The following is a 23,999-nucleotide window of genomic DNA, read 5'->3' as shown; positions in this document are numbered from 1 at the left end:
ACTTACGTAGGTATAGAAACACCACGCGATATTCCCGATTATAGGCGACGTAGCTTAAAAAAGAGAGCTGTACAGAAGAATCTTTGACTAAACTGTGTAAAAACAACTCAACAACTTTTTTAACTCGTAAATACCATGCCTTATGTAAAACGTGATGAAAATCAGGAAATCATTTCGGTTTCCAAAATACAGACTGATGAATTTAGCGAATATGTAGAACCACATGATGAGGCGTTACGAAGCTTTTTTATTACAGAAGAACCAAAAAATATCAAACAGGCACTTAGCGAATCGGATAGAGAAGTCGCCAGGGTCGCAGAAGATTTGATCCATCTGCTAATACAAAAAAACGTCATTATATTTACTGAACTACCAAGCGCAGTACAGAAAAAGATTCTAATGAGGGAGAAATTGCGAACCGAGTTGAATCAGGAACCCAGTTTTTTAGATGACAACGAATCTATTTAATTCACTGGAAAAACTCGTATCTGAAACAAGTCATTAGTTAATCAAAACAGCTTGAAATGCTATCCAAATCGAAACCTCTGTACCTTAAGAAATTCTGCTGTTTCATTTTTTCTTTGAAGTCTTGCGGTTCGGATTTGTACTTTTTCCGCAGAACATCCTGAGCGGTTGCATTCCAATCCCAATCCGTTTCATCAAACCCACGGGAAATGACTTCGGAAGATACGCCTTTTTCGTTTAGTTCTTGAGTAATGCGAACGGGCCCAAATCCTTTTCGAGCTCGACTGCGAATATAGGCCTCAGCAAAACGCTCGTCACTTAAGTATCCCTGGTCGATGAGCGTATAAATGATTTTATCAATCAGTTCGTCACTCGAAGAGAACTTACGTTTCAGTTTTATTTTGATTTCAGAAGAGGAATGCTCGCGCCGCGCAAGCAGGGCCAGCGCGGCGTTATATAGGGATGCTTGTTGATCTTTGGTCAACGTTTTATCTATTCCGCTGTGGTTTCTTTCTCAGCAGCAGGGGTCGACGTAGCAGCTTCCTCGAAAACTTCACCAAGCAACTCAGATTTAAGTCTCTTCTCCAAGTACTCAGCGATCTCAGGGTGCTCCTTTAAATACTGCATAGCATTACTTTTGCCTTGGCCAATCTTATCGCCGTTGTAGCTATACCAAGCTCCGGCTTTGTCGATAAGACCTAACTTAACACCGTAATCAATAATTTCACCCAAACGGTTAATGCCCTGACCGTACAAAATCTGGAACTCGGTTTGTTTAAATGGCGGCGCGACTTTGTTCTTAACCACTTTCACACGTGTTTCCGAACCGGTTACTTCTTCACCATCTTTTACCGAACCAATACGGCGAATATCAAGACGAACGGAAGAGTAGAATTTCAACGCGTTACCACCAGTAGTTGTTTCCGGGTTACCGAACATAACACCGATTTTCATCCGAATCTGGTTAATGAAGATAGCCAGACAATTGGCATTCTTGATATTACCAGTAATCTTTCTTAGTGCTTGAGACATCAAACGCGCTTGCAGACCAACGTGGTGATCACCCATTTCACCTTCGATCTCTGCTTTAGGTGTCAGAGCCGCAACCGAGTCAACTACCAGAACGTCAATCGCGCCTGAACGTACCAACATATCAGCCACTTCGAGCGCCTGCTCACCGGTATCTGGCTGGGAAACGATCAACTCTTCTACATTCACCCCCAGCTTTTCCGCATAGATAGGATCCAGCGCGTGTTCAGCGTCGACAAACGCACAAGTACCGCCTGCTTTCTGAGCTTCAGCAATAACCTGTAGGGTCAATGTGGTTTTACCCGAAGATTCCGGGCCGTATATTTCGACAATCCGGCCTTTTGGCAGGCCACCAATACCCAGAGCGACATCTAAGCCAAGGGAACCGGTTGAAATACTGGGGATTCTCTCTAATTCTTTATCGCCAAGGCGCATGACTGTGCCTTTACCAAACTGGCGATCAATCTGTGCAAGCGCAGCCTGCAAGGCTTTTTCTTTGTTCGTATCCATTGTTACCCTAACCCTCAAATTTGGTATCTATCTCTGGACCACCGTCACTGGTAGCACCAGGTTGTAAAAAGCATACGACAATTTTACTGTATGCGCAAACAGTATTTATGTTTTTATATACAGTATATCAATCAGTACTGATTCAATGGTCGCCTAGTCTACATCAGAGCCCTGCAGGAGGCACCGTAGTACGAGTATTTTTCATGATTTCCTCACATCTATACAGGCATAATAGCCTGCCAAAGACACCTATTTAGGATGGAGATAAGGCGTTGAAGCTCAAACTGGCAGAACATTCAGATCTTGATCAAGTTATAGATCTACAAAGGAAATACCACGTTAATTCAGTTTCAGAAGAAGACAAAAAAGATGGTTTTGTCACCACCGAATTTACCCGTGCACAATTAACTCAGTTAATTGATAGCGAACAAGGTTTAATTCTCGCTCAGAGAGAAGGTATTACTGTCGGCTACGCCATGGCGGCGTCATGGAAGTACTGGTCTGCTTGGCCCATGTTTCAGTTTATGATTTCTGAGCTGCCAAACACCCCGTACTTAGGGAAGAACATAACTGAACAAAATTCGTTTCAGTACGGGCCCGTTTGCATAGATAAATCCGTTAGGGGAACCGGGGTTTTGGAAGCATTATTTGGTTTTGTGCTTGAACACATGGCTAATCGATACCCGACCTTGATTACCTTTATTAATAAACAAAATCCACGTTCATACAACGCTCACTCACGAAAATTAAATTTGGATACCGTTAGGGAATTCCATTTTAATAGTAATGAATATTATTGGTTAGCCACTTCTACACAACGATAGCACTAATCCATTTACCGGGGCTGACTCTTGCTAAGTAGAAAAGCCCTGGTCATAACATCAACTAATAAAACTGATCACTTCCGGTAAGCCGTTACCTCATCCCAATTAATATTCCGCGTGGAATACATCACCACACCCAATGAAGAGAAACATAACAACGCGCCCATAAGTAATGCATAGTCTTCACTGCGAATAATGAGATACAACAAACCATAGACAAGTAACACAGATAAAGAAAAGTATGACGCAACACGAAGGCTTTTTAAGATTGTTCGAAAATAACCAAACATTAAGCTCACACAACAGACCGTCGAAATACCATACGCTAGAGAAAAATCGATATGCTCAGACAGGGAAATCAACAACAAGTAAAAAATAGCAACGGCCAAACCAATTAGAGCGTATTGCACTGGATGTAAAGGTAATCGATTCAGCATTTCAAAAACAAAAAAGGCAATAAAAACGAAAACAATAAATAACACCCCATATTTGGTTGCCCGATCTGACTGAGCATACACATCAACGGGCTCAAATAAACTCACCCCAAATTCCAATTCGTTGAATGGCAGGCAGTTACCGTTTTGGCACGTTAGGAGTTTATTATTCACATCCGTAGCAAAGGAGGTAATCTTCCAATTGGCAGAAAAACCATCGCTAGTCACATTACGGCTGGAGGGCAGAAAAGCCCCATAAAATGAAGGATGCGGCCAAGAGGAACGTATAGATACACTCATTTCTTTTGCTAAGGGCAACACCCCAAATGTTTCCATTCCACGTAAATTTAGGTTCAAATCAAACGGGATACTTTTCTCATGAGCGTTCATCTCGTCATATAAGTTCATTGACAAAGGGGCATGAACACCATGCTGCCAAAAAGAAATCTTAGTACCGGGTTTAATATCCAACCGCTTGTTAAACCAATTTAATTGAGGGATTTTATCAATACCGCGAGGATCAGATAACGCAATAGATATATAGGGTTCTTCCCACTTTATAAATTCGTTAATTTGAGTGATATCACGTAATCGATTTTTGATTTCGAGCGTGGAGAAACCACCTTCAGCAACGACTGTATTTTTGTATACAGGAACTTTATATATCCCTTTATACCTGAGTTCAGTTTCAAGTTGAGATTCAAGCTGCATTGATTGCGGGAAAATATACATGTTTTCCCGTCCAGTTTTTACAACCTTCTGATATTGCTCTGCTTGCGGGTCCCACACTTTATCTTCCCATTGAACAATATAGGGCAAAACCAATACAGGCCCCAAGAAGGACTGTCGTCCAGTCCAACTTTCTGCTATTGATTGCTTAACCTCTGCTTTATAAGAAGCTCGTTCATGAATTTTATTTTGAATTAGAGCTAATGGAATAAGAAGCAAAAGAATCAAACCAAAGATTGTAGCGATTTTCCAGAGTAGTGCTTTTTGCATAGTGATGCTCCCACGTCAGATGCAAACAAGACTTTAAAATGGAATGATTACCTAATTACGGAGCAAAAAAGATCAATAGAGGACGAAAAGTGGCAAAAAATGAAGGGGAAATAAATGGAAGGGAACAAGTCCCTTCCGAACGTATAAAACTCAAAACCATCGGAGAATTGAGATAGCCAAATAATAGTTAGAGTGTCGTCAAAGCCAGGTCAAAACCCAACGTACTCAATTAGCCTTTTTATCGCGTATTCTACGGATTGTTGCCGTACAGCCTCCCTATCACCAGTAAAAAGCTCTGTAGTTGCTTTTTTACCATCTCCACTCCCCCAGGCAAAACAAACTGTTCCAACAGGTTTACCGGGAACTGCACCGGTAGGACCAGCAATACCGCTCACCGCCACGCCGATGTGAGACCCCGACGCCCGTATCGCCCCTTCTAGCATTGAAAGTACAACAGGCTCGCTCACCGCACCATATTGCTCAAGCAGCTCGCCAGGTACCCCTAGCATTTTCTGTTTAGCAAGATTGCTATAGGTAACATACCCGGAATGAAACCACTCTGAACTGCCGGAAATCGACGTTATCGCCGACGCGATGCCACCACCGGTACAGGATTCAGCCGTCGTCACAGTCATTTGCTTTTTCCTCAAAAGCTCTCCCAACTGTTTCAAATAATCGTTTACTTCCAGATTTTGCATGTGGGCACCAACCAAACTCGCTCGTGGAATGGGCGTTAATGGATTACAATTTATGTGAGTTTACTGCCTTTCCCGGGAAGAATGTATGAAGAAATTGATTTTCAAAGTCGTGGTCATGGTCGCCGTAATGGTCGGCATCTCAAACTACATGCTTTACCTTATAACAGGCAAATCTCCCTTTAGCGCCAGCAATTTCAAGGTTCCAGACGTTTCCTCTGTCAGCTCCGAAATCAAAAAAGCCAACCCCATGGGCAATAAAGAAACGGCGTATAAGTGGACAGATGAGAACGGCGTGGTTCACTATTCATCCGAACCCCCTCCCGAACAAATCGCGGAAAAGATGGAAGTCAACCCGGACACGAACTTGGTTCAAGGCTTACGGAAAGAAGAAGAGGAAGTTCCCGGCCCTCAATCCGCGCCAGCCCCAGGCTTAAATCTACCTGATGGCTCTATATACAACCCGGAAAACATCAAAAAGCTGGTAGACGACGCCAAAGAAATTCAGAACATGATGAACGAACGCAACAAACAAATGGAAAATCTCTGATTCAATCCGCATTGTTACAACATGTCATAAACAGGGCTAGAGCTGTGCGCTAGTCCTGTTACAATCGCGCCCTCACAACAAAAATCCACTCGAATAAAAACTGAGCAGCCCTGATTCATGTCGGAGAAACCGCAACATACACCGATGATGCAGCAATATCTGCGCATCAAATCGCAGCACCCCAACGAACTTGTTTTCTATCGAATGGGCGATTTTTACGAGCTTTTTTATGATGATGCCAAGCAAGCCGCAAAGCTACTGGATGTAACGCTTACCGCGAGAGGAAAGTCTGGTGGCGACCCGATTCCCATGGCGGGAGTTCCATATCATGCAGTGGAAAACTACCTGGCAAAGCTGGTAAAACTAGGTGTATCTGTTGCTATATGTGAGCAAATTGGCGACCCTGCGACCACTAAAGGGCCGGTAGAACGCAAAGTAATGCGGATCGTTACCCCTGGTACGGTAAGTGATGAGGCGTTACTCGATGAGCACCGCGATAACCTGCTGGTTTCAGTGTGCTATCACCAAGAGCAATTTGGCATTGCAGCCTTGGATATGGGTAGTGGCCGATTTGTAATTCTCACCGCAGAAGATCCGGCCTCGTTGCTCAGCGAAATCACTCGCCTAAACCCAGCAGAGTTGCTCTGCCATGATGTGGGTGCCCTACCACCAGAATTACGGGAACGCCGAGGTTTTCGCAGTCGCCCTGAGTGGGAGTTTGATCAAGAAACAGCATTACAAACACTGACGAAGCATTTCGGCACCAAAGACTTAACCGGGTTTGGCTGTGATGACAATAGTCCGGCAATAGGCGCAGCAGGCTGCTTATTCGCCTATGCGCAAGAAACCCAGCGCACATCACTCAATCATATTTCGTCGATCATTCCTGAATCCAGCGATGAAAAAGTCACGCTGGATTCCTCCACTCGCAGAAATCTAGAGCTGGATTTAAACCTTAGCGGTGGAGAAGAAAACACCCTATTCAGTGTACTCAATACAACGTCCACCGCCATGGGCGGCCGTTTACTGCGTCGCTGGCTGCATTACCCACTGCGGAATTTTCAAGAGATCACTCATCGACAGGAAGCCATTACGGCATTAATCGAGAATTACCTGTACGAAGATATTCGCCAGCCATTAAAAAATATTGGCGACCTGGAGCGTATTCTCGGTCGCTTGGCTCTACGTTCTTCTCGCCCGCGTGATTTATCCCGTCTTGGAAGCTCACTGGCTTATTTACCCGAAGTTCAGCAAAAGCTCAGTCAACAAACTTCCGCCAAGCTGGTTGATTTAGCCAACGACATTTCAGAGTTCCCGGAACTGGTGGCATTACTGGAAAAGGCAGTGGTGGAAAATCCACCTGTGGTAATTCGGGATGGCGGCGTCATTGCTGAAGGGTACGATACCGAGCTTGATGAGCTGCGAAACATCAGCACTAACGCCGGAGAGTTTTTGGTTAAGTTGGAAGAACAGGAGAAAGCCCGGACAGGTATCGCAACACTGAAAGTCGGGTATAACCGAGTTCACGGCTATTTTATCGAAATCAGCAAAGGCCAGGCAGACCAAGCTCCAGCAGAATACATTCGCCGACAAACATTGAAAAACGCAGAACGGTTTATTACTCCAGAACTTAAGGAGTTTGAAGACAAGGCACTTTCTGCGAAAAGCCGTGCGCTGGCCAGAGAAAAAGCGTTGTATGACGAGCTGATAGAGCAGCTAAATGAGCATCTGTTTGCATTACAAAAATGTGCCAACGGTGTATCTGAGCTGGATGTGTTGAGTACTCTGGCAGAACGCGCCCAGGCACTGAATTACTGCAAACCAGAACTGACATCAGAACAGATCATTCAGATAGATGAAGGGCGTCATCCAGTAGTCGAGCAAGTATTGGAGTCACCTTTCGTCCCCAACGACTTGTTATTCGATTCGACGCAGAAGATGTTGATTATTACCGGCCCCAATATGGGTGGTAAATCGACCTATATGCGTCAAACTGCATTGATCGTGTTGCTGGCACAAATTGGCAGCTATGTACCGGCAACCCGCTGTAAGCTAGGGCTGGTGGACAGAATATTCACCCGTATAGGCTCGGCAGATGACTTGGCCGGCGGGCGTTCGACCTTTATGGTGGAGATGACAGAAACGGCCAACATCCTGAACAACGCCACGGAAAACAGCCTGGTATTGATGGATGAAATTGGTCGCGGCACCAGTACATATGACGGTCTGTCACTAGCCTGGGCCTGCGTCGAGTATTTGGCAAAGGAAATTCAGGCACTCACTCTGTTTGCGACCCACTACTTCGAAATTACTGAACTGCCCGATACTTTGGAAGCGGTAAAAAATATTCATTTGGACGCAACAGAGCACAATGACGAAGTGGTCTTCCTGCACAATATTCAAACGGGACCTGCCAGTAAAAGCTATGGCTTACAGGTGGCCAAACTTGCCGGTATTCCCAGCAAGGTACTCGGTCAAGCCAAGGCACAACTAAAACGGCTGGAATCCCAGGATACAGGCTCGCCGCAACCACAGGCTGCGCCTCGCTCTGTGGCGCAGGCGGATCTGTTTGCCAGCCCGGAGCCAAGCAAGGTTGAGCAGATGCTGGACGATATCGACCCAGACTCGCTCACGCCCAGGCAGGCATTGGAGTTACTGTACGAACTGAAAGCAACAGCAGGTTAATCTATATAGCCGCCATACCAAATCGGAAATGCGATTAATACTCGACAATATGAGAGTTTCCGAGTGTGGAGCTTCCTGATAGAATGGCGCGCTCAAAAAATTGAAGGGGTGGAAAAATGACATTTGTGGTGGGTGACAACTGCATCAAGTGCAAACACACAGACTGTGTTGAGGTATGTCCAGTTGATTGTTTTTACGAAGGTCCAAACTTCCTGGTAATTCATCCAGATGAGTGTATTGATTGTGCTCTCTGTGAACCAGAATGTCCCGTTGACGCCATTTTCTCCGAAGACGAGCTACCACCAGATCAGGAAGCCTTCCTGGAGCTGAACGCTGAGCTTGCAGAAGTATGGCCAAATATCACCGAGAAAAAAGATGCCCTCCCGGATGCAGAAGAATGGGATGGTGTTGAAAACAAACTCAAATACCTCGAACGATAAACCGTTGTATCGAGAAGAAAAAAAGGCCGCTATCGCGGCCTTTTTTGTGTTTATCCTTCCCTATATGTCCATCTAAAAAGCTAACCCCTCCATCTTTATTCACACACCTAACGCCAGTGCGCTCCGCAACAATATCCTGCTACAACGTTTGCCGATCGTTTTAATTGACTTTCAACTGTCACCCAAAACGAAAAAAGCCCGGCAAAGCCGGGCTATCTAAGCTGGAGAGTTTCTGATCAAAAGGTAACTAGATGGCTCCAAACAAGGCGGTTGCATCCAAACCTTGTTTTTCCAAAATGTCGCGAAGGCGGCGAAGCGCTTCCACTTGAATTTGACGTACTCGCTCGCGTGTTAAACCAATTTCACGACCCACTTCTTCGAGGGTGCTGGTTTCATGTCCGCGAAGGCCAAAGCGACGAGCAACCACTTCACGTTGTTTTTCACTTAGCTCGTCTAACCAATCATTTAAGCTGGTGCTTAAATCACTGTCTTGCAACAATTCAACCGGGTCGGAAACTTGTTGATCAGGTACTGTGTCAACAATCGCTTTTTCTGAAGAAGGGCCGACAGGCACATCCATTGAAGTAACACGCTCATTTAATGCCAGCATGCGCTCAACGTCTTCTACAGGTTTATCCAGTAAATGTGCAATTTCTTCAGGGGAAGGTTCGTGATCCAGTTTTTGAGACAACTCACGTGATGCTCTTAGGTACACGTTAAGTTCTTTCACTACGTGGATAGGCAAACGTATTGTGCGAGTCTGGTTCATAATCGCGCGTTCAATCGTTTGGCGAATCCACCAGGTTGCGTATGTTGAAAAACGGAAACCGCGTTCTGGGTCGAATTTTTCAACGGCTCGAATTAAACCTAAGTTGCCTTCTTCGATCAGGTCTAGCAAAGCCAAACCACGATTCACATAACGGCGAGAGATTTTCACAACCAAGCGTAAGTTACTTTCGATCATGCGCTTGCGTGAGGCTTCGCAGCCTTTAAGAGCCTTACGAGCGAAGTAAACTTCTTCTTCTGCGCTCAGTAAGGGAGAGAATCCTATTTCGTTGAGGTAAAGCTGAGTTGCGTCCAGGTTTTTCTGATGAATGTCGTCTTCTGGATCGACTCGGCGGCTCCGAGTTCTTCTGGTTTCAGTTCCTTTATGCTCGAAACCGTGATCGTCAAAGTCATGATGACCATAATCAAATTGAGAAATAACTGCAGAGTCGTTTTCTTTTACTGCTAGAGTATCAAGTTCTTGAACTGCCATGACCTTTACCCCTGTGACCGATATTGTAGTTTCGTAGTTGTGCTACTTGTTAGTGTTAAACGTGGTCGATACAGCTGGACACATCGTTTCGAGCACGGAATCTGCTGGTCTTTGTTTTGACAGCTTGCTAGATGATTACGGCGTCGTTCTAGTAGTTGTCGGCCAAGCTTTAGATTCTTTAGCTCTGAAATATCTACCACCCTACTTTGGAAGATATTTCAGCGGGTCTACAGGTTTTCCGTCATAGCGTATTTCAAAGTGCAACTTGACTGAGTCGGTTCCTGAGGAGCCCGCTTCAGCAATCTTTTGTCCCGCTTTAACTTTCGCCCCTTCTTTCACCAGGAGTTTCCGGTTATGTGCATAAGCACTTAAAAATTTCTCACTGTGCTTAATGATCAAAAGTTTACCGTAGCCTCGCAAGCCGTTACCTGAGTAAACAATTTCTCCAGCAGCGGCAGCGAGTACAGGCTCTCCCAAATTCGTTTTAATATCAATACCCTTGTTCAGGCTGTCATTGGGCTTGAATGTGGAAAGCAGTTTTCCTCGCGCCGGCCAAACCCATTCTTTTGCACCGAACCCTGTATGATTTTTAATCGTGGGCGTTTGTTTTTTTGTTCCTTTTATTGAACGATTACTCAACTTTTGGGCGGGAGGTTTTTCCACCTTAATGGCGGGTGTAACTTCTGGTGTCACCTTAGTAACCTGACCTGCTGACCAGGGCTGTTTGGTAGGCACTCCGGCAAGCTTAATCCTTAAACCAGGGTGGATTGTGTAGTTGGCGTCTATACCATTGATTCTCGCCAAGGCGCGGTAGTCCAAGTTGTACCGCCATGCAATGGAATAAAGGGTCTCTCCTTTGGTTACAACATGATAATTCAGCTTCTTGGAAGGGGGCTGCTCAAACTCATGGAGGGGGGCGTAATGTGTAGTTTGACCACAGCTAGACAACAAAAAGCTCACGATCAATATATCGATCAAAAAAAACATCCTTTTCTGAGCATTGATGCTTTTGTCGCCTAAATTCACAACCGACATCCAGATCGCTTTTTGATCAAATTAATAACCTCTGAAAGATTAAAAAAATTTTTTTTATGAATAATTAATCTAATCGTTTTTCGCAAAAAGTTGTACTTTTTTCTCAACATCCGACTTTTAGTCATTTTTTATGAGATCGATCTCTCACTCTTTATCTAGTCCCTTGGACATTTTAGATGCCAATAAATCAACTGAAAGTACCAAAAACACCCCAATACAGGCAGAAATCAGTGTCAATACAACCATAGGCTCTATTTCAAGCGTTTGTTCGAACTGCCAAGGCATAACATTTGACTGAATAAGTGGAATAACCTCTCCATGACGGTCAATTGTAGACTCGACAGTGACCTTCCAGGGCCATGTCACTTTAAGCGAGCCCACGAGAAAGCCTGTGAGAAGTGCAAGGGTGGATCTGGCGTAGTTATCCAGTAACCAGGATAGAAAGCGGGAGAAAACCATTAAACCACTGGCACAGCCTGCGGCAATGGTGGTCAGAGCAACAACATCTATGGTTTCTATTGCCTGTAAAAAGACAGGGTACAAACCAATGAGTAGCAGGATAAAACTACCTGAGATACCAGGTAAAATCATGGCGCATATGGCGATGAAGCCCCCGAGGAACAATATCCAAAGCTCTCCAGGTAATTGCGCTGGTTTTATAAACGTCACCCCCACAACAAAAGCCACTCCTATAACAAAGGAAAGGAACTGAGAAAACTGCCACCGCTCCTGTTGTTTTAATAATAGTACGACTGATGCGGCAATTAACCCCGAGAAAAACGCCCATATCAACAAAGGGTAATTCTCCATGCCGAAGATAATGGCTGTCGCCAGGGTTTTCAGGCTAACCAGAATCCCGGCAAAAAGTGCCACAAGAAAGGTTCCGTTAATGTACTTCCAGGCACTAACCAAGCCTTCTTTATATAAGATGACCAACGCCTGGGGGCCGATTTGCTTTAATGAGTGCAATAACTCGTTATAAATACCAGTGATAAAAGCAACGGTGCCACCAGATACACCAGGGACAACATCAGCTGCCCCCATGGCCATCCCTTTCAGGGTGATAAGTAAATAGTCTTTTATTGTTCGATTGCTTGCAGTCATTGTGCGCAATGTTCCAGAGTTGATATCGAATTTATAGTTATGGTGTAGGGGTGTACCAGAAAGAGAAACTGGAGTTTAAGAGAGCCCGGATAGGAGCGGGACGAACTTCACCTCTTCTAGCTTTTGTTCTATGAAGTTATCTGTATCCCCTTCGCGAATAACCAGCGTTAACGTTTGCGCTTCTGCCCCAACAGGAATGACCAGCACTCCATTCGGCGCCAACTGATCCAGCAAACTCTGAGGAATGCTTCTCGGTGCAGCCGTAGATAAAATCCCGTCGAATTGCGCTGGTTCAGGCCAGCCAAACGTGCCATCAGCATATTTAAGACTAACGTTTTTGATCCCAAGCAGCCTCAAGCGTTCCCTAGCCTTGTCCTGTAGGGGTTTGATCCGCTCGACACTCCAAACTTCCGGTACCAACTGGGCCAATATAGATGTTTGATATCCTGACCCGGTTCCAACTTCCAAAACCCGGTTCAATTGACCTGCAGCGCCGATGAGTGTTTCCGTCATTCTGGCAACAATGTATGGCTGAGAGAGCGTTTGGCCATGGCCAATCGGTAACGCTGTGTCTTCGTAAGCTCGATGTGATAATGCTTCATCTAAAAATAAATGACGCGGAGTATTCCCTATCACCTCAAGCACTCTGGCATCGGAGACTCCCTGGTCGACAAGTCGATTGATCAAGCGATCCCGAGTTCGCTTGGATGTCATGCCGACACCCTCTAACTGTATGCGATCCACAAGCCCTCCACTGTGGCAAGCCAAAAACGGGACGAACTATATCAGGATTAGTGGGGCACCGGAATTATCCAGGCCAATAGAGGGCGGGATTTATGGATTTCACACAAGAATAGCGATTTCTCGCAGTACAGAAGTTGCAAATTGCCCGGATGGGAGGGAAAACTCTAGCTCCAGGTTATTGTCCGAAAACTGCCAAGTCAGCCCCTCAGGCATGGTAACAATACTCCGTCGTTCCTGTTTTAACCCCTTATGCTCTAAGACATCCCGCCATTGGCTAAAGGGTTCGAGTACTTCATCTTCCACTTGCAGAGCAACGCCGGAAGTTTGTGAACGTCCACGTCCCCACATGGGTGACGAAGGGTAACCATTTTCAGCCACGTCCCCGTCAATTAGTTGATTCCAGTTACCGAGGGAAACACGACGCGCTACAACCAGGTTAAACAGGTATGAACGGGAAGCTGACAATACCATTCCCCGCTTATTTCTGTTCCGCACTTCGGTTTGCCCCGAAAACCACTCGTCAGCCAGTTGCAGGTTATTCATATCGCGACCGAAACGCTGTTCACCAAAATAATTCGGTACCCCACCTTCACTTATCACCTGCAAACGTTTTTCCAGATCATCTGAAGCATTAATATCCCTTAGGCGTATTTTAAACGCATTACTTTGGTGAGTACCCAACCGTAATTTCTGTCGGTGAATTGCTGCATCTAATAGGGTGACTTCGGCTTCAACCTGAGCTTCAATATCCGTTAAAGAAGGGATCTCCCGAATACCGGGAAGATACACACTGAACCACTGACTGGTGACGGCATGGCGGTCTTTCTTGCCGGAGTAACCCACATCATTGGCTTTCACCTGAAAGTAATTGGCAAGTTGTTCTGCCACCCAGTGTGTGTTTTCACCTTTTTTCTTTATTTGAAGATACAGGTGCTCCCCTTCTTGAGAGAAAGCCACATCAAGATGCTCGTCGACGATAAAGTCTTCATTTTCTGATCGAAAACGCGCCGTATCCACAGGCTTACCGTAAGCATAGGGAAAATCCAGGGAAAAACTCTCAGTCATATGTTTTCTTCTTGTGAAACACCTAAATACAATCGGGGGCAGTGCTGCCCCCGAGTTTAATTTTTAACTATAAACTAACCGTTTTGGCTTTGAATTGCCCGATCGGCAAATGTTTGTCGATGTATCAACATCGGACATACCAATTTCGAACCAGGCAGATACGATATCAGGCGTTAGAAATGAGCACCGTCGCAAACGCAGCAATGCCTTCTTCCCTTCCGGTAAACCCTAGTTTTTCCGTGGTGGTTGCTTTTACATTGATCTCATTAATACTCGCATCAAGATCTTCCGCAATATTGGCGCACATATTAGTAATGTGAGGAGCCATTTTCGGTTTCTGAGCAACGATAGTCATATCCGCATTCACTAAACGGTAACCATGCGACTTTAACTTGGCATACACCATACGAAGTAATCCCCGACTGTCTGCGTTTTTGTATTGCAGGTCGGTATCCGGGAAGTGCTTACCGATATCCCCCAACGCGGCCGCTCCTAGTAGCGCATCGCATAACGCATGTAAGAGTACATCACCATCAGAATGGGCAACCATTCCATGGGTATGGGGAATCACTACACCGCCGATAACAATCTTGTCACCAGGCCCAAATTCATGGACATCAAAGCCCTGACCGATTCTCATAATCTGCTTTTACTCTGATTAAATAATGTGTTGCTTTAAAATATGCTGCGCCCAATATAAATCTTCGGGCACTGTAATTTTAATGTTGTCTCTGCGATCAGCCACAATCAGCGACCGCCCACCAACAGCTTCAATTGCCGAGGCTTCGTCCGTCACAGGAAGTCCCTGTTGTAAACACGCCTCCAACGCCGAATGCAGCGCACCTAACGGAAAAAACTGCGGAGTATGAGCCAGCCATAACTGATCCCGGTCTTCTGTTTTTTCTATTTCGATAATTTTGTCTCCAGTTTCTGGAGCTCGCTTCACGGTATCCGCAACCGGTGCGGCTAAAATGCCTCCCATATTATTCATAGTGCAGGTGGCAATAAGTTCGTTGACTTTGACAGGGGAAAAACATGGTCGGGCAGCATCGTGAACCAACACCCAAGTACTGCTCATATCCTCGACATGATTCGCTATATAACGTAAAGCTGAGAGCACAGAGTCACTGCGTTCCTTACCACCGGAAACCCGATAAATATCCGGATGAGAGGCAAACTGCGAATCCGGCCAGTATTCATCTTCATCGCTCACAGCAACCACGATATTCGACACAGCATCCAAACCGAATAGTTTTTGAAGCGTGGTGTCCAGCACGGTGTGTCCGGCAAGAGTAAGATACTGTTTAGGCACGTCGGAGGCCATTCGTTTGCCTACGCCCGCGGCAGGCACAACAGCCCATATGATGATACTGTCTTGGGGCATACGTTACTTTTTCCCCTGATTTTTCTCTTTATCCACAATCATATAGAAGGTTTCCCCTTCTTTAATCATTCCCATTTGCGTTCGAGCACGTTCTTCTACCGCATCCAGGCCATTTTTCAGCGCATCCACCTCCGCTGCAAGCAAACGGTTTCGCTCTACCAAACGGGCATTCTCTTCCCGCTGTTTTCTGATTTCTGTTTTTAGACGAGTTACATGCGCAAGGCTACCGTCCCCAATCCAGAGACGGTACTGTAGGAATGCGATAATCAAAATTAAAACGGCGGTAAGCCACTTCATAGGGACAGCTACGGGTGATAAACTTTGGCGTAAGCCTAACAGAAAAGGGAAAGCGGGGAAATCCGCATAATAAAGGAATGCCCTCTCAGGTCTCGATCCTCCTCTTCAAATTGCTCACGGCTAGGCATTCGTTTTTTGTTCATTTATCCACGATAACAAGGAGATATTGTTATGTTGAGGAAATTAGCAACACTTATTCTGGCCATTAGTGTTTCTCATAGCGTGCATAGCGCAATTATAGAAATTCATTTTTTAGGGGAGATATCTACTGAAGGTATGGGTTATCAACTAGGTGATTCGATATCAGGCCATTTTACTCTTGATACTTCAAAAGCTGGATCAAGCGCTGACACACCAAATTCCAGAAGCTACTACACGGAAGGTTGGGATGGTGATAGTGTTATCTCCAACAGTATTATTGGAAATATTTCAGAAACAACCAGACATATGGATTTTTTGGGGGTGTATAACAATAGCTACCAAGCAGAACCTTGGCATTGGTTTGACGCTCCCGAAAACAGTGATTTTATCTGGCTCTATGATATTCAATCGACAACACCCTCACAAAACACTCAGATAGATTACGGCATGGATATTCAACTTGCCTCCAGCATCTATGATTTTATTGAGACAGAGACTCTTTCAGACATCGACTTTTATTCAAATGATACAAATCTGTTTTCTCAACTTGCTCAAGGATCAATATGGCAGTGGAGTGCGCTTTATGGAGAGGAAACATACAACGAACAGGGAGACTACTACTATCGCCCGATTCTTTCTGAAACGATGGATGGAGCTATTTATCAACTGTCAGAAATCAGAATTGTGGATGTTACTGAAGTTCTGGAACCAAATACATTTGGTTTAAGTTTTATTGTATTTCTAATGACTTTTATGAGACTTAATAAAAAGTCATCATTCTTAATTTTTCCAAAACCGCATAGAAAAACTGTTGGCCAACCAAAACATTCATATGGAGAGTAAAATGAAACTTCTAACTACGCTAATATTTATACTGTTCTCAAATGTTGCTCTCGCAACATCAGTTACCTGCAGTGGAGAAATATCCCGGGTCGGCTTTTTGCCAATGTATGGAGGAAAAGTTATTGCGTTTGACACAACTTACCAAACTGAAATTTGGGCTAAAGTAATGGACGCAGACACGGATCCAAGCAAAACAGATATGGTAATGAGCATGCTACTAGCGGCAACTTTGGCAAACAAGCCAGTTAGTATTCGATTTAAAACACTTGGAGCCACCAGCTGCGAGACAATAGAAAAGTATACAGGTGGCGTTCTTATAGAAAGAATTTTTTTAATTCAGTAAAAAAAAGGCCAGCATATGCTGGCCTTTTTAGTCTTACTTGAATTCAATCGATTAAGATTTAAATTCTGCACGACCTTTGTAAGGAGCTTTCGCGCCCAACTCAGCTTCGATGCGAAGTAGACGATTGTATTTAGCAATACGGTCAGAACGTGATAGAGAACCAGTTTTGATTTGGCCCGCTGCAGTTGCAACAGCCAAGTCAGCAATGAACGTATCTTCAGTTTCACCAGAACGGTGAGAGATAACAGCAGTGAAGCCAGCATCTTTCGCCATTTGGATCGCGTCTAGAGTTTCACTCAAAGAACCGATTTGGTTGAACTTGATTAGGATTGAGTTACCAATACCTTTCTCGATACCTTCTTTAAGGATCTTAGTATTAGTTACGAACAAGTCATCACCAACGAGTTGTACGCGGTCACCAATTTTCTTGGTAAGTACATCCCAACCGTCCCAGTCACTTTCGTCCATACCATCTTCGATAGAAAGAATTGGGTACTTAGAAGAAAGCTCGTCAAGGTAAACAGCAAACTCTTCAGCGCTGAACTTCTTGCCTTCACCGGCCATGTCGTAAACGCCGTCTTTATAGAATTCTGAAGAAGCACAGTCCAAAGCAAGAGTGATATCTTCACCCAACTTGTAACCAGCATTTGAAACTGCTTCAGCAATCGCTTCCAAAGCACCTTCGTTAGAAGGAAGGTTAGGAGCGAAGCCACCTTCGTCACCAACAGCTGTGTTTAAGCCACGGCCTGAAAGTACTTTTCTCAACGCGTGGAATACTTCAGCTCCCATACGAAGCGCTTCTGTGAAGTTTGGCGCAGATACTGGCTGAATCATGAATTCTTGGATGTCTACGTTGTTGTCAGCGTGCTCGCCACCGTTGACAATGTTCATCATAGGTACAGGCATGGAGTATTGGCCTGGAGTACCATTAATTTCTGCAATGTGTTGGTACAAAGGAACACCTTTGTCGATTGACGCTGCTTTAGCTGCTGCAAGAGAAACAGCAAGAATTGCGTTAGCACCCAAGTTTGCTTTGTTTTCAGTGCCATCGGCTTCGAGCATTACAGCATCAAGAGCGCGTTGATCAGCGGCATCTTTGCCTACCAATAGAGGCTTAATTTTTTCATTTACGTTAGCAACCGCTTTCAATACGCCTTTACCCAAGTAGCGGCTCTTGTCACCGTCACGTAGTTCCAATGCTTCGCGTGAACCAGTTGATGCGCCTGATGGTGCACATGCACTGCCTACCACGCCAGACTCCAATACAACTTCAGCCATCACGGTTGGGTTACCGCGGGAGTCCATTACCTCAAAACCAATTACGTCGGCAATTTTGCTCATAAAAGTTTCTCTCTAGTTAATCAAATAAATGAATTTCTATTCTTTAGTTAATTTCTAATTGGGGTTGCGATTTAATTAAATCATCCAATTCTTTAATCTGTGCCAGGAATGGTTCCAGCATAGTCAGTGGCAGAGCGCTTGGCCCATCGCATTTTGCTTGCGCTGGATCTGGGTGTGCTTCTAGAAACAACCCTGCAAGGCCGACGGCTATTCCAGCTCGGGCTAACTCAGCGGTTTGTTGACGACGTCCGCCAGATGCAGATCCTAACGGATCTCGGCACTGAAGCGCATGAGTCACATCAAATATCAATGGAAGGCCGCCGCAGGTTTCTTTCATTGTACGAAAACCCAGCATATCGACTACTAAATTATCGTAGCCCATGCACGCCCCTCTTTCACACAAAATGATCTTTTCGTTGCCACATTCTTTAAATTTCTCAACGATGTTAGCCATTTGCCCCGGGCTCAGGAACTGAGGCTTTTTCACATTGATAATTGCCCCGGTCTTGGCCATCGCTTCAACCAAATCAGTTTGCCGGGCAAGGAATGCGGGCAACTGAATCACGTCCACTACATCCGCCACTGGCTGAGCCTGATGTGGCTCATGTACATCGGTAATGATAGGCAGATTAAATTGCGTTTTAATTTCCTCAAAAATCTTGAGACCTTCTTCCATGCCTGGGCCGCGATAAGAGTGCACAGAAGAACGGTTGGCCTTATCAAATGAGGCTTTAAATACGTAAGGAATGCCCAGCTTTTGGGTCACCTCGGCATAGGTCTCTGCGATTTGTAATGCCAAGTCTCTGGATTCAAGTACATTCATGCCGCCAAACAGCACAAAAGACTTGTCGTTGGCGAGTTCTACATCGCCAATGTTAATCACTTTACTACTCAAGGGGTTTACTCCAATTCAGTACCAGGCAGAAAACTATTCTTCGTCGTCTTTTGCTTGTCGGTTTGCAACTGCGGCCTCTATATAGCTTTTGAATAGAGGGTGCCCATCACGGGGTGTAGAGGTAAATTCCGGGTGGAACTGACAGGCAACAAACCATGGATGATCTTCAATTTCCACCACTTCAACCAGAGTATCATCGGATGACCAGCCACCGATTCTTAGCCCGGCCCGACGAAGCTCATCAACGTAATTGTTATTGACTTCATAGCGGTGACGATGTCTTTCAACGATCACCTGCTTGTCATATATCTGAGCAATTTTGGAGTCCGCTTCCAAATGACATTCCTGAGCCCCCAAACGCATAGTTCCGCCCAAGTCAGAGGACTCATCACGGGTTTCGGTTTTACCCTCAGAATCTGTCCACTCAGTAATGAGACCGATCACGGGATAAGGCGACTTACGGTCAAATTCTGTTGAATTTGCGTCTTCCAGGCCTGCAACATTACGTGCAAACTCAATCACTGCTGACTGCATACCAAGACAAATACCCAAATATGGTATCTTGTTTTCACGGGCATAGCGTACAGAGGTGAGCTTGCCTTCCAGGCCACGTTCACCGAAACCACCGGGTACTAATATGGCGTCCGCATCGGCCAGAATACCGGTGCCCTGCTCTTCGATATCTTCTGCGTTGATATAGTTGATATTGACCTGAGTACGAGTATGAATACCTGCGTGCTTTAATGCTTCGTTTAGCGATTTATATGCATCAAGCAAATCCATGTATTTGCCGACCATCGCAATGGTGACTTCATTTTCAGGATTCTGCTCGGCTTCCATCACTTCCGCCCATTCACTGAGATCAGCTTCAGGCGCATCAATGCGGAATTTATCCAGTACGATTTGATCCAGATTGTATCGTTGTAACAGCTCAGGAATGGCGTAGATGGAACTGGCGTCAGCCAAAGGTACCACGGCCTTTTGCTCAACGTTGGTGAACAAGGCAATTTTGCGACAGGAATCTTCGTCGATGGTTTGTTCAGAGCGACATAACAATACATCCGGTTGTAAACCGATTGAACGCAGTTCTTTCACCGAATGCTGTGTTGGTTTGGTTTTAGTTTCCCCTGCTGTAGCAATGTAGGGTACCAACGTTAGGTGAATAAGCAGGGCCTTTTCACTTCCCAACTCCACTTTCAGTTGACGCACAGCTTCAAGGAAAGGTTGAGACTCGATATCCCCCACGGTTCCGCCGATTTCAACCAAAGCCACATCGGCATCACCGCCACCGGCAATAATGCGTCGTTTGATTTCGTCGGTAATGTGTGGAATCACTTGTACAGTTCCACCCAGGTAATCCCCTCGGCGCTCCTTACGCAGAACGGTTTCATACACCCGCCCAGTGGTAAAGTTGTTATTCCGGGTCATCTTTGTCCGGATATAGCGCTCGTAGTGACCCAGGTCCAAGTCCGTTTCAGCACCGTCTTCTGTAACGAACACTTCACCATGCTGGAAAGGGCTCATGGTTCCAGGGTCAACATTAATATAAGGATCGAGTTTAAGGATGGTGACCTTAAGGCCACGCGCTTCTAGTACAGCCGCGAGAGATGCTGAAGCGATCCCTTTACCCAAGGAAGAAACTACACCACCGGTTACAAAGATAAAACGTGTCATGTGGACCCTTTAGTAAATCTGACAGTCATTAAAATAATGTATAACACCACCTTTGGCCTGTCCTCTGAAAGCAGAGACAAAACACAAAAGTAGCATGCAATAGGGTTAACTATTGCAGGAATTTGGTTGATCTACGTATATCGTGATTGAAGGAAGGCGTTACTTTTACCGGGTTTTGCCGCTCGAAAAGCATTCGGTCAATCACTATTGAGACGGGACGTCAGGCTACCAGAAAAGGCCTTTCAACTCAATGAGATATACGAGATAAGCCCACTTCAATTACGCCAATAAGGGCAACCTATGCTTGGCCATAACAAAGAGGCGGGCAAGATTTGATTAAACCATTCTGCTGGATGAACCTCGATCGCTACTCCGAGTACGGTCCATGAACCAGGGTGACCTTAAACAGAACCACATCTTCGTCGTCAGGTCGCATGGAGGAACCCATTTTTATTCTTCCCTGGCCAGATAACGGACAAAACTTGTTGCGGATAAACACGGCTTCTGAGCGACCAATCTTAACCATAGTCCCATTCATACTATGATCCCGAACGCCAAACTGCCCTTCCTGGATTTCCAGGGTGCAATGTTTACGGGAAGTAAGGTTGTTTTGCACGACCATGTGGCAGTCTTTTTCATCTCGACCAATAAGGAAAGGCAGGTCATCAGATTTAAGCGTGTGTGATACCCCGTGGTAATAGAGCTCCACCGTATCCAGATCGACACTTAATTGATTACTGAGTGTTGGATTGAGTCTAGTATCGTCGCGCAAAGTTCTACCTCTTCGCCTTTAATAAATGGTTTTACCTAAAAAATGAAAACTAACGCCAGCACCAATGCCACGAGCGCCGCGATCAAGCCCCACTGATACCGCCTTGCGTATTTTATTAATCCTTCAGGCTTCGTGCTTTGACGTGGTTTGGATGAATCCAATCTAAACGTCAGTTCTATACGCCCCAACAATAACTTGTCGCCATCGTAGAGTGGGCTGGTGGGTACCACCTCGCCATTCAATACGATAGGGTTAGCACTACTCAGCGCGGCAATAAAATACGTATCGCCTTTCTTAGTAATAGATGCGTGCTGGCGAGAAATCGAATCCACGGGAATAGAAATCTGGGCTTTTTCGTCTCGACCAATAGTCCAGGATCTGTTGGAACGACGGGATTCGAGAGAGAAAACCTGCCCCCGAGTGGGGGCAGACATAACAATCAAACGTGGACCACTGCCAATATTCAGCTCTTTTTGATACTGCTCATTCAGGTTTTGCACGCGCCGCCGCTCCCCTTCACTCAGCAAAGCCGTGGCATGCTCGTCGCCTTCAACGCCGGTGTTAGCAATTCGTTGAGAAATAGGCTCTCTGGGTGCTCGCCTCGGCATAATCCGAGTGGACTCTTCCAGTGATGGCTGAGGGGTGAAAGGCGGTTCAACAACCCGTGTTGCTTCGGCGTCACCAGCCTGATCTGAGGTCAAACGAAAAGACACATCACCAAAAGTGATGTCATCGCCTAAAGTCACCAACACTTTTTTTTGGATCCGCTGGCCATTGACCCAGGTTCCAGTTTCAGAGTTTAGGTCTTCTAAAACAAGGCCGTGATGTTCTTCAGTAAAGCAAAGCTTGGCGTGTACGGGGGAAATATTAGGGGAAGCTAAAACAATGGCGCAGCTGGGATCCTGCCCTACCAGTTTTTCACCAGCCAGCGGATACCTCTCGCCGGAATGCAAAGACCTTAGGACCATTAACGTTCTTTTAACCGATAAATCTCTGGTAACAACACGTGTTTCTTCCACTGTCACACTGAATTTCCCTAAGCGTGGATCTTAAGCGCGACATTACACCACAATGGCATAAAGACGTCATCCACGACTTAAGAAGTAATCCCCTGCTTTGTGAACAGCCTCCAACTGAGATGGGAATTCTGCCAGTCACTTAAAAATGGATTATTCACACCACCGTCATCCATCACACAAAACCACAAGTCTCCCACTGCCACCAAATGCCCCTGGTAAAAAACCAGTGGAACCCGTTCCCTCAACCACGGTTCAAGTTGATGTTCCTGCAGCAATTTTTTTAAGGTTTGGGACCGCTCCCGGGACTCTGGCCGACAGCGTAAGCCCGGTTGTCGAAGCGACACGCTTAACGAAAAATCTGTTTTAGGAAACTGTCCACTTGGCTGAAAAACTAATTTATCCCCCCAAGGTAAAACCAACTCAGGTTGTAGCAACGGAGACCAGTCTATCGTCCAGCTTTCCCCAACAGGGCTTGCCACGGATACCTTTGGCAAAAGGTACAATCGGTTTTGATAGCGACGCAACTCACACTGTCCCCAACTTAAACATGGGCAACCGTCTTGCGCCGCCTGGAGAATAGAAGGCAGCTGTTCCAATTGGCGATGATCCGGCAGGCTATAACCACAACGGTGTGTCCAAACCCGGATAATGTGCCGCTGACGATCAAGCCCATAGTGTTCAAACTGAGTTAAATCGATGCTCTGGCCCAGACGTTCTTCACGACACTGGCAGATACGTAAATCTTCCTCACCATACTCACTTAACAGAGATTCAGACTCGGATAACAACTCCCCGGTAAGAAAGGCTTTTTGTTCGACTTTAGGCCAACGGGTTTTAATAATGGGTATCACATGACTACGAATAAAATTCCGGTCATAGACGTCACTCTGATTACTTTCATCTTCCACCCAATTGAGCCGGTGCTGTTCGGCATACGCAGCAAGCTCTTCGCGAGACACCGAGAGAAGTGGGCGAAATAATGTCCCTTTACCGCACGCGCGACTTTTCGGGATCGCTGCCAGCCCTTTTAAACCAGCTCCCCGAAATAAACGAAACAACAGCGTTTCCAACATGTCACTTTGGTGGTGAGCAATTAATAAAATGTCGTCGCTGTCTAAGACGGAATGAAACGCCGCGTACCGCTGTACTCTTGCTGCACTTTCTGTTCCTTTGCCCTGATCAACAACCTCAACCACCTCAACCTGAATGGGGATTCCCATGTTCTCTGCAGTTTGCACACACTGGTTTTGCCAAGTACTGGCATTAGCAGAAAGCTGATGATTCACATGAATCGCGTGAACCCGGTTTGCCAGAGAAGAACAGGCCAACATATGCAATAAGCACGTGGAATCCAGGCCTCCACTATAGGCCACCCAAATTTTGCCATTAGCGGATGAGAATCTTTCGATTTCTTGTAGAATTGCATTTTTATCAAACATGGCAGTCAAGCAGG

The 23,999-nt window shown here is 45.6% G+C and carries 25 protein-coding genes; 7 read left to right on the top strand and 18 right to left on the bottom strand.

The window, feature by feature from the left end; all coding sequences use genetic code 11:
* The first annotated feature begins 135 nt into the window (after positions 1 to 135).
* A complete protein-coding gene (locus P5V12_RS04185) occupies positions 136 to 468 on the top strand; it encodes a hypothetical protein (protein ID WP_316955982.1) in 333 nt (110 codons plus the stop codon).
* A gap of 37 nt (positions 469 to 505) precedes the next feature.
* On the opposite strand, the gene P5V12_RS04180 is transcribed toward P5V12_RS04185, so the two are convergent.
* Entirely contained in the window at positions 506 to 949 is a 444-nt protein-coding gene (locus tag P5V12_RS04180) for a regulatory protein RecX (protein ID WP_316955981.1), read from the bottom strand.
* A gap of 8 nt (positions 950 to 957) precedes the next feature.
* Positions 958 to 2,004 carry a recombinase RecA gene (gene recA / locus P5V12_RS04175; protein ID WP_316955980.1) on the bottom strand — a complete coding sequence of 349 codons (1,047 nt, stop codon included), beginning with the start codon at positions 2,002 to 2,004 and terminating at the stop codon, positions 958 to 960.
* Positions 2,005 to 2,276: 272 nt separating this feature from the next.
* On the opposite strand from recA, the gene P5V12_RS04170 reads away from it, so the two are divergent.
* Positions 2,277 to 2,828, top strand: a complete 552-nt coding sequence (locus P5V12_RS04170; protein WP_316955979.1) for a hypothetical protein — start codon at positions 2,277 to 2,279, stop codon at positions 2,826 to 2,828.
* Between the two features lie 74 nt (positions 2,829 to 2,902).
* On the opposite strand, the gene creD is transcribed toward P5V12_RS04170, so the two are convergent.
* Together creD and P5V12_RS04160 are read right to left on the bottom strand one after the other, a co-directional pair.
* Positions 2,903 to 4,261, bottom strand: a complete 1,359-nt coding sequence (creD, locus tag P5V12_RS04165; protein ID WP_316955978.1) for a cell envelope integrity protein CreD — start codon at positions 4,259 to 4,261, stop codon at positions 2,903 to 2,905.
* Positions 4,262 to 4,470: 209 nt separating this feature from the next.
* Positions 4,471 to 4,959 carry a CinA family protein gene (locus P5V12_RS04160; RefSeq protein WP_316955977.1) on the bottom strand — a complete coding sequence of 163 codons (489 nt, stop codon included), beginning with the start codon at positions 4,957 to 4,959 and terminating at the stop codon, positions 4,471 to 4,473.
* 85 nt (positions 4,960 to 5,044) lie between these two features.
* On the opposite strand from P5V12_RS04160, the gene P5V12_RS04155 reads away from it, so the two are divergent.
* The 3 genes from P5V12_RS04155 (at position 5,045) to fdxA (ending at position 8,631) form a co-directional block, all read left to right on the top strand.
* On the top strand, positions 5,045 to 5,506 hold the full coding sequence (locus P5V12_RS04155) for a DUF4124 domain-containing protein (protein WP_316955976.1): 462 nt from the start codon (positions 5,045 to 5,047) through the stop codon (positions 5,504 to 5,506).
* Positions 5,507 to 5,623: 117 nt separating this feature from the next.
* Positions 5,624 to 8,191 carry a DNA mismatch repair protein MutS gene (gene mutS / locus P5V12_RS04150; RefSeq protein ID WP_316955975.1) on the top strand — a complete coding sequence of 856 codons (2,568 nt, stop codon included), beginning with the start codon at positions 5,624 to 5,626 and terminating at the stop codon, positions 8,189 to 8,191.
* A gap of 116 nt (positions 8,192 to 8,307) precedes the next feature.
* Positions 8,308 to 8,631, top strand: coding sequence for a ferredoxin FdxA (gene fdxA, locus P5V12_RS04145; protein ID WP_316955974.1), 324 nt, complete (start codon positions 8,308 to 8,310; stop codon positions 8,629 to 8,631).
* A 247-nt stretch (positions 8,632 to 8,878) separates the two neighbouring features.
* Here the strand turns inward: fdxA and rpoS are convergent, their stop codons facing one another.
* The 8 genes from rpoS to ftsB form a co-directional block, all read right to left on the bottom strand.
* A complete protein-coding gene (gene rpoS / locus P5V12_RS04140) occupies positions 8,879 to 9,889 on the bottom strand; it encodes an RNA polymerase sigma factor RpoS (RefSeq protein WP_316955973.1) in 1,011 nt (336 codons plus the stop codon).
* A gap of 201 nt (positions 9,890 to 10,090) precedes the next feature.
* Positions 10,091 to 10,876, bottom strand: coding sequence for a peptidoglycan DD-metalloendopeptidase family protein (locus P5V12_RS04135; protein ID WP_316957408.1), 786 nt, complete (start codon positions 10,874 to 10,876; stop codon positions 10,091 to 10,093).
* Positions 10,877 to 11,068: 192 nt separating this feature from the next.
* On the bottom strand, positions 11,069 to 12,028 hold the full coding sequence (locus P5V12_RS04130) for a DUF368 domain-containing protein (protein ID WP_316955972.1): 960 nt from the start codon (positions 12,026 to 12,028) through the stop codon (positions 11,069 to 11,071).
* Between the two features lie 75 nt (positions 12,029 to 12,103).
* Positions 12,104 to 12,742 (bottom strand): protein-L-isoaspartate(D-aspartate) O-methyltransferase, encoded by a 639-nt coding sequence (locus tag P5V12_RS04125; protein WP_316957407.1) that lies wholly within the window; start codon positions 12,740 to 12,742, stop codon positions 12,104 to 12,106.
* Positions 12,743 to 12,871: 129 nt separating this feature from the next.
* A complete protein-coding gene (gene truD / locus P5V12_RS04120; protein WP_316955971.1) occupies positions 12,872 to 13,837 on the bottom strand; it encodes a tRNA pseudouridine(13) synthase TruD in 966 nt (321 codons plus the stop codon).
* Positions 13,838 to 14,003: 166 nt separating this feature from the next.
* Complete coding sequence (gene ispF, locus P5V12_RS04115) at positions 14,004 to 14,477, bottom strand: 2-C-methyl-D-erythritol 2,4-cyclodiphosphate synthase (protein WP_316955970.1); 474 nt, start codon at positions 14,475 to 14,477, stop codon at positions 14,004 to 14,006.
* An 18-nt stretch (positions 14,478 to 14,495) separates the two neighbouring features.
* The gene (gene ispD / locus P5V12_RS04110) at positions 14,496 to 15,221 is read right to left on the bottom strand and encodes a 2-C-methyl-D-erythritol 4-phosphate cytidylyltransferase (RefSeq protein WP_316955969.1); all 726 of its coding nucleotides are present in this window, start codon (positions 15,219 to 15,221) and stop codon (positions 14,496 to 14,498) included.
* A 3-nt stretch (positions 15,222 to 15,224) separates the two neighbouring features.
* Positions 15,225 to 15,518 (bottom strand): cell division protein FtsB, encoded by a 294-nt coding sequence (ftsB, locus tag P5V12_RS04105; RefSeq protein WP_316955968.1) that lies wholly within the window; start codon positions 15,516 to 15,518, stop codon positions 15,225 to 15,227.
* Positions 15,519 to 15,689: 171 nt separating this feature from the next.
* Here ftsB and P5V12_RS04100 point away from each other — a divergent pair, with 171 nt between their 5' ends.
* Positions 15,690 to 16,502 carry a hypothetical protein gene (locus P5V12_RS04100; protein ID WP_316955967.1) on the top strand — a complete coding sequence of 271 codons (813 nt, stop codon included), beginning with the start codon at positions 15,690 to 15,692 and terminating at the stop codon, positions 16,500 to 16,502.
* A gap of 1 nt (position 16,503) precedes the next feature.
* On the top strand, positions 16,504 to 16,845 hold the full coding sequence (locus P5V12_RS04095) for a hypothetical protein (protein WP_316955966.1): 342 nt from the start codon (positions 16,504 to 16,506) through the stop codon (positions 16,843 to 16,845).
* 51 nt (positions 16,846 to 16,896) lie between these two features.
* Here the strand turns inward: P5V12_RS04095 and eno are convergent, their stop codons facing one another.
* The 6 genes from eno to tilS form a co-directional block, all read right to left on the bottom strand.
* Entirely contained in the window at positions 16,897 to 18,186 is a 1,290-nt protein-coding gene (gene eno / locus P5V12_RS04090) for a phosphopyruvate hydratase (RefSeq protein ID WP_316955965.1), read from the bottom strand.
* Positions 18,187 to 18,229: 43 nt separating this feature from the next.
* Positions 18,230 to 19,081: a 3-deoxy-8-phosphooctulonate synthase gene (kdsA, locus tag P5V12_RS04085; protein ID WP_316955964.1), complete on the bottom strand. Its 852-nt coding sequence runs from the start codon at positions 19,079 to 19,081 to the stop codon at positions 18,230 to 18,232.
* A 33-nt stretch (positions 19,082 to 19,114) separates the two neighbouring features.
* Complete coding sequence (locus P5V12_RS04080) at positions 19,115 to 20,755, bottom strand: CTP synthase (protein ID WP_316955963.1); 1,641 nt, start codon at positions 20,753 to 20,755, stop codon at positions 19,115 to 19,117.
* Positions 20,756 to 21,122: 367 nt separating this feature from the next.
* Positions 21,123 to 21,527: an FHA domain-containing protein gene (locus P5V12_RS04075; protein WP_316955962.1), complete on the bottom strand. Its 405-nt coding sequence runs from the start codon at positions 21,525 to 21,527 to the stop codon at positions 21,123 to 21,125.
* A 35-nt stretch (positions 21,528 to 21,562) separates the two neighbouring features.
* Complete coding sequence (locus tag P5V12_RS04070; RefSeq protein WP_316955961.1) at positions 21,563 to 22,552, bottom strand: FHA domain-containing protein; 990 nt, start codon at positions 22,550 to 22,552, stop codon at positions 21,563 to 21,565.
* 71 nt (positions 22,553 to 22,623) lie between these two features.
* Positions 22,624 to 23,985 (bottom strand): tRNA lysidine(34) synthetase TilS, encoded by a 1,362-nt coding sequence (gene tilS / locus P5V12_RS04065; protein WP_316955960.1) that lies wholly within the window; start codon positions 23,983 to 23,985, stop codon positions 22,624 to 22,626.
* Between the last annotated feature and the right edge of the window lie 14 nt (positions 23,986 to 23,999).

The organism is Teredinibacter sp. KSP-S5-2, assembly GCF_032773895.1.
In the GTDB taxonomy this organism is placed as follows: domain Bacteria; phylum Pseudomonadota; class Gammaproteobacteria; order Pseudomonadales; family Cellvibrionaceae.
Note: the sequence above shows the minus strand (reverse complement) of the source record. Positions and strands in the feature narration are given on the sequence as shown.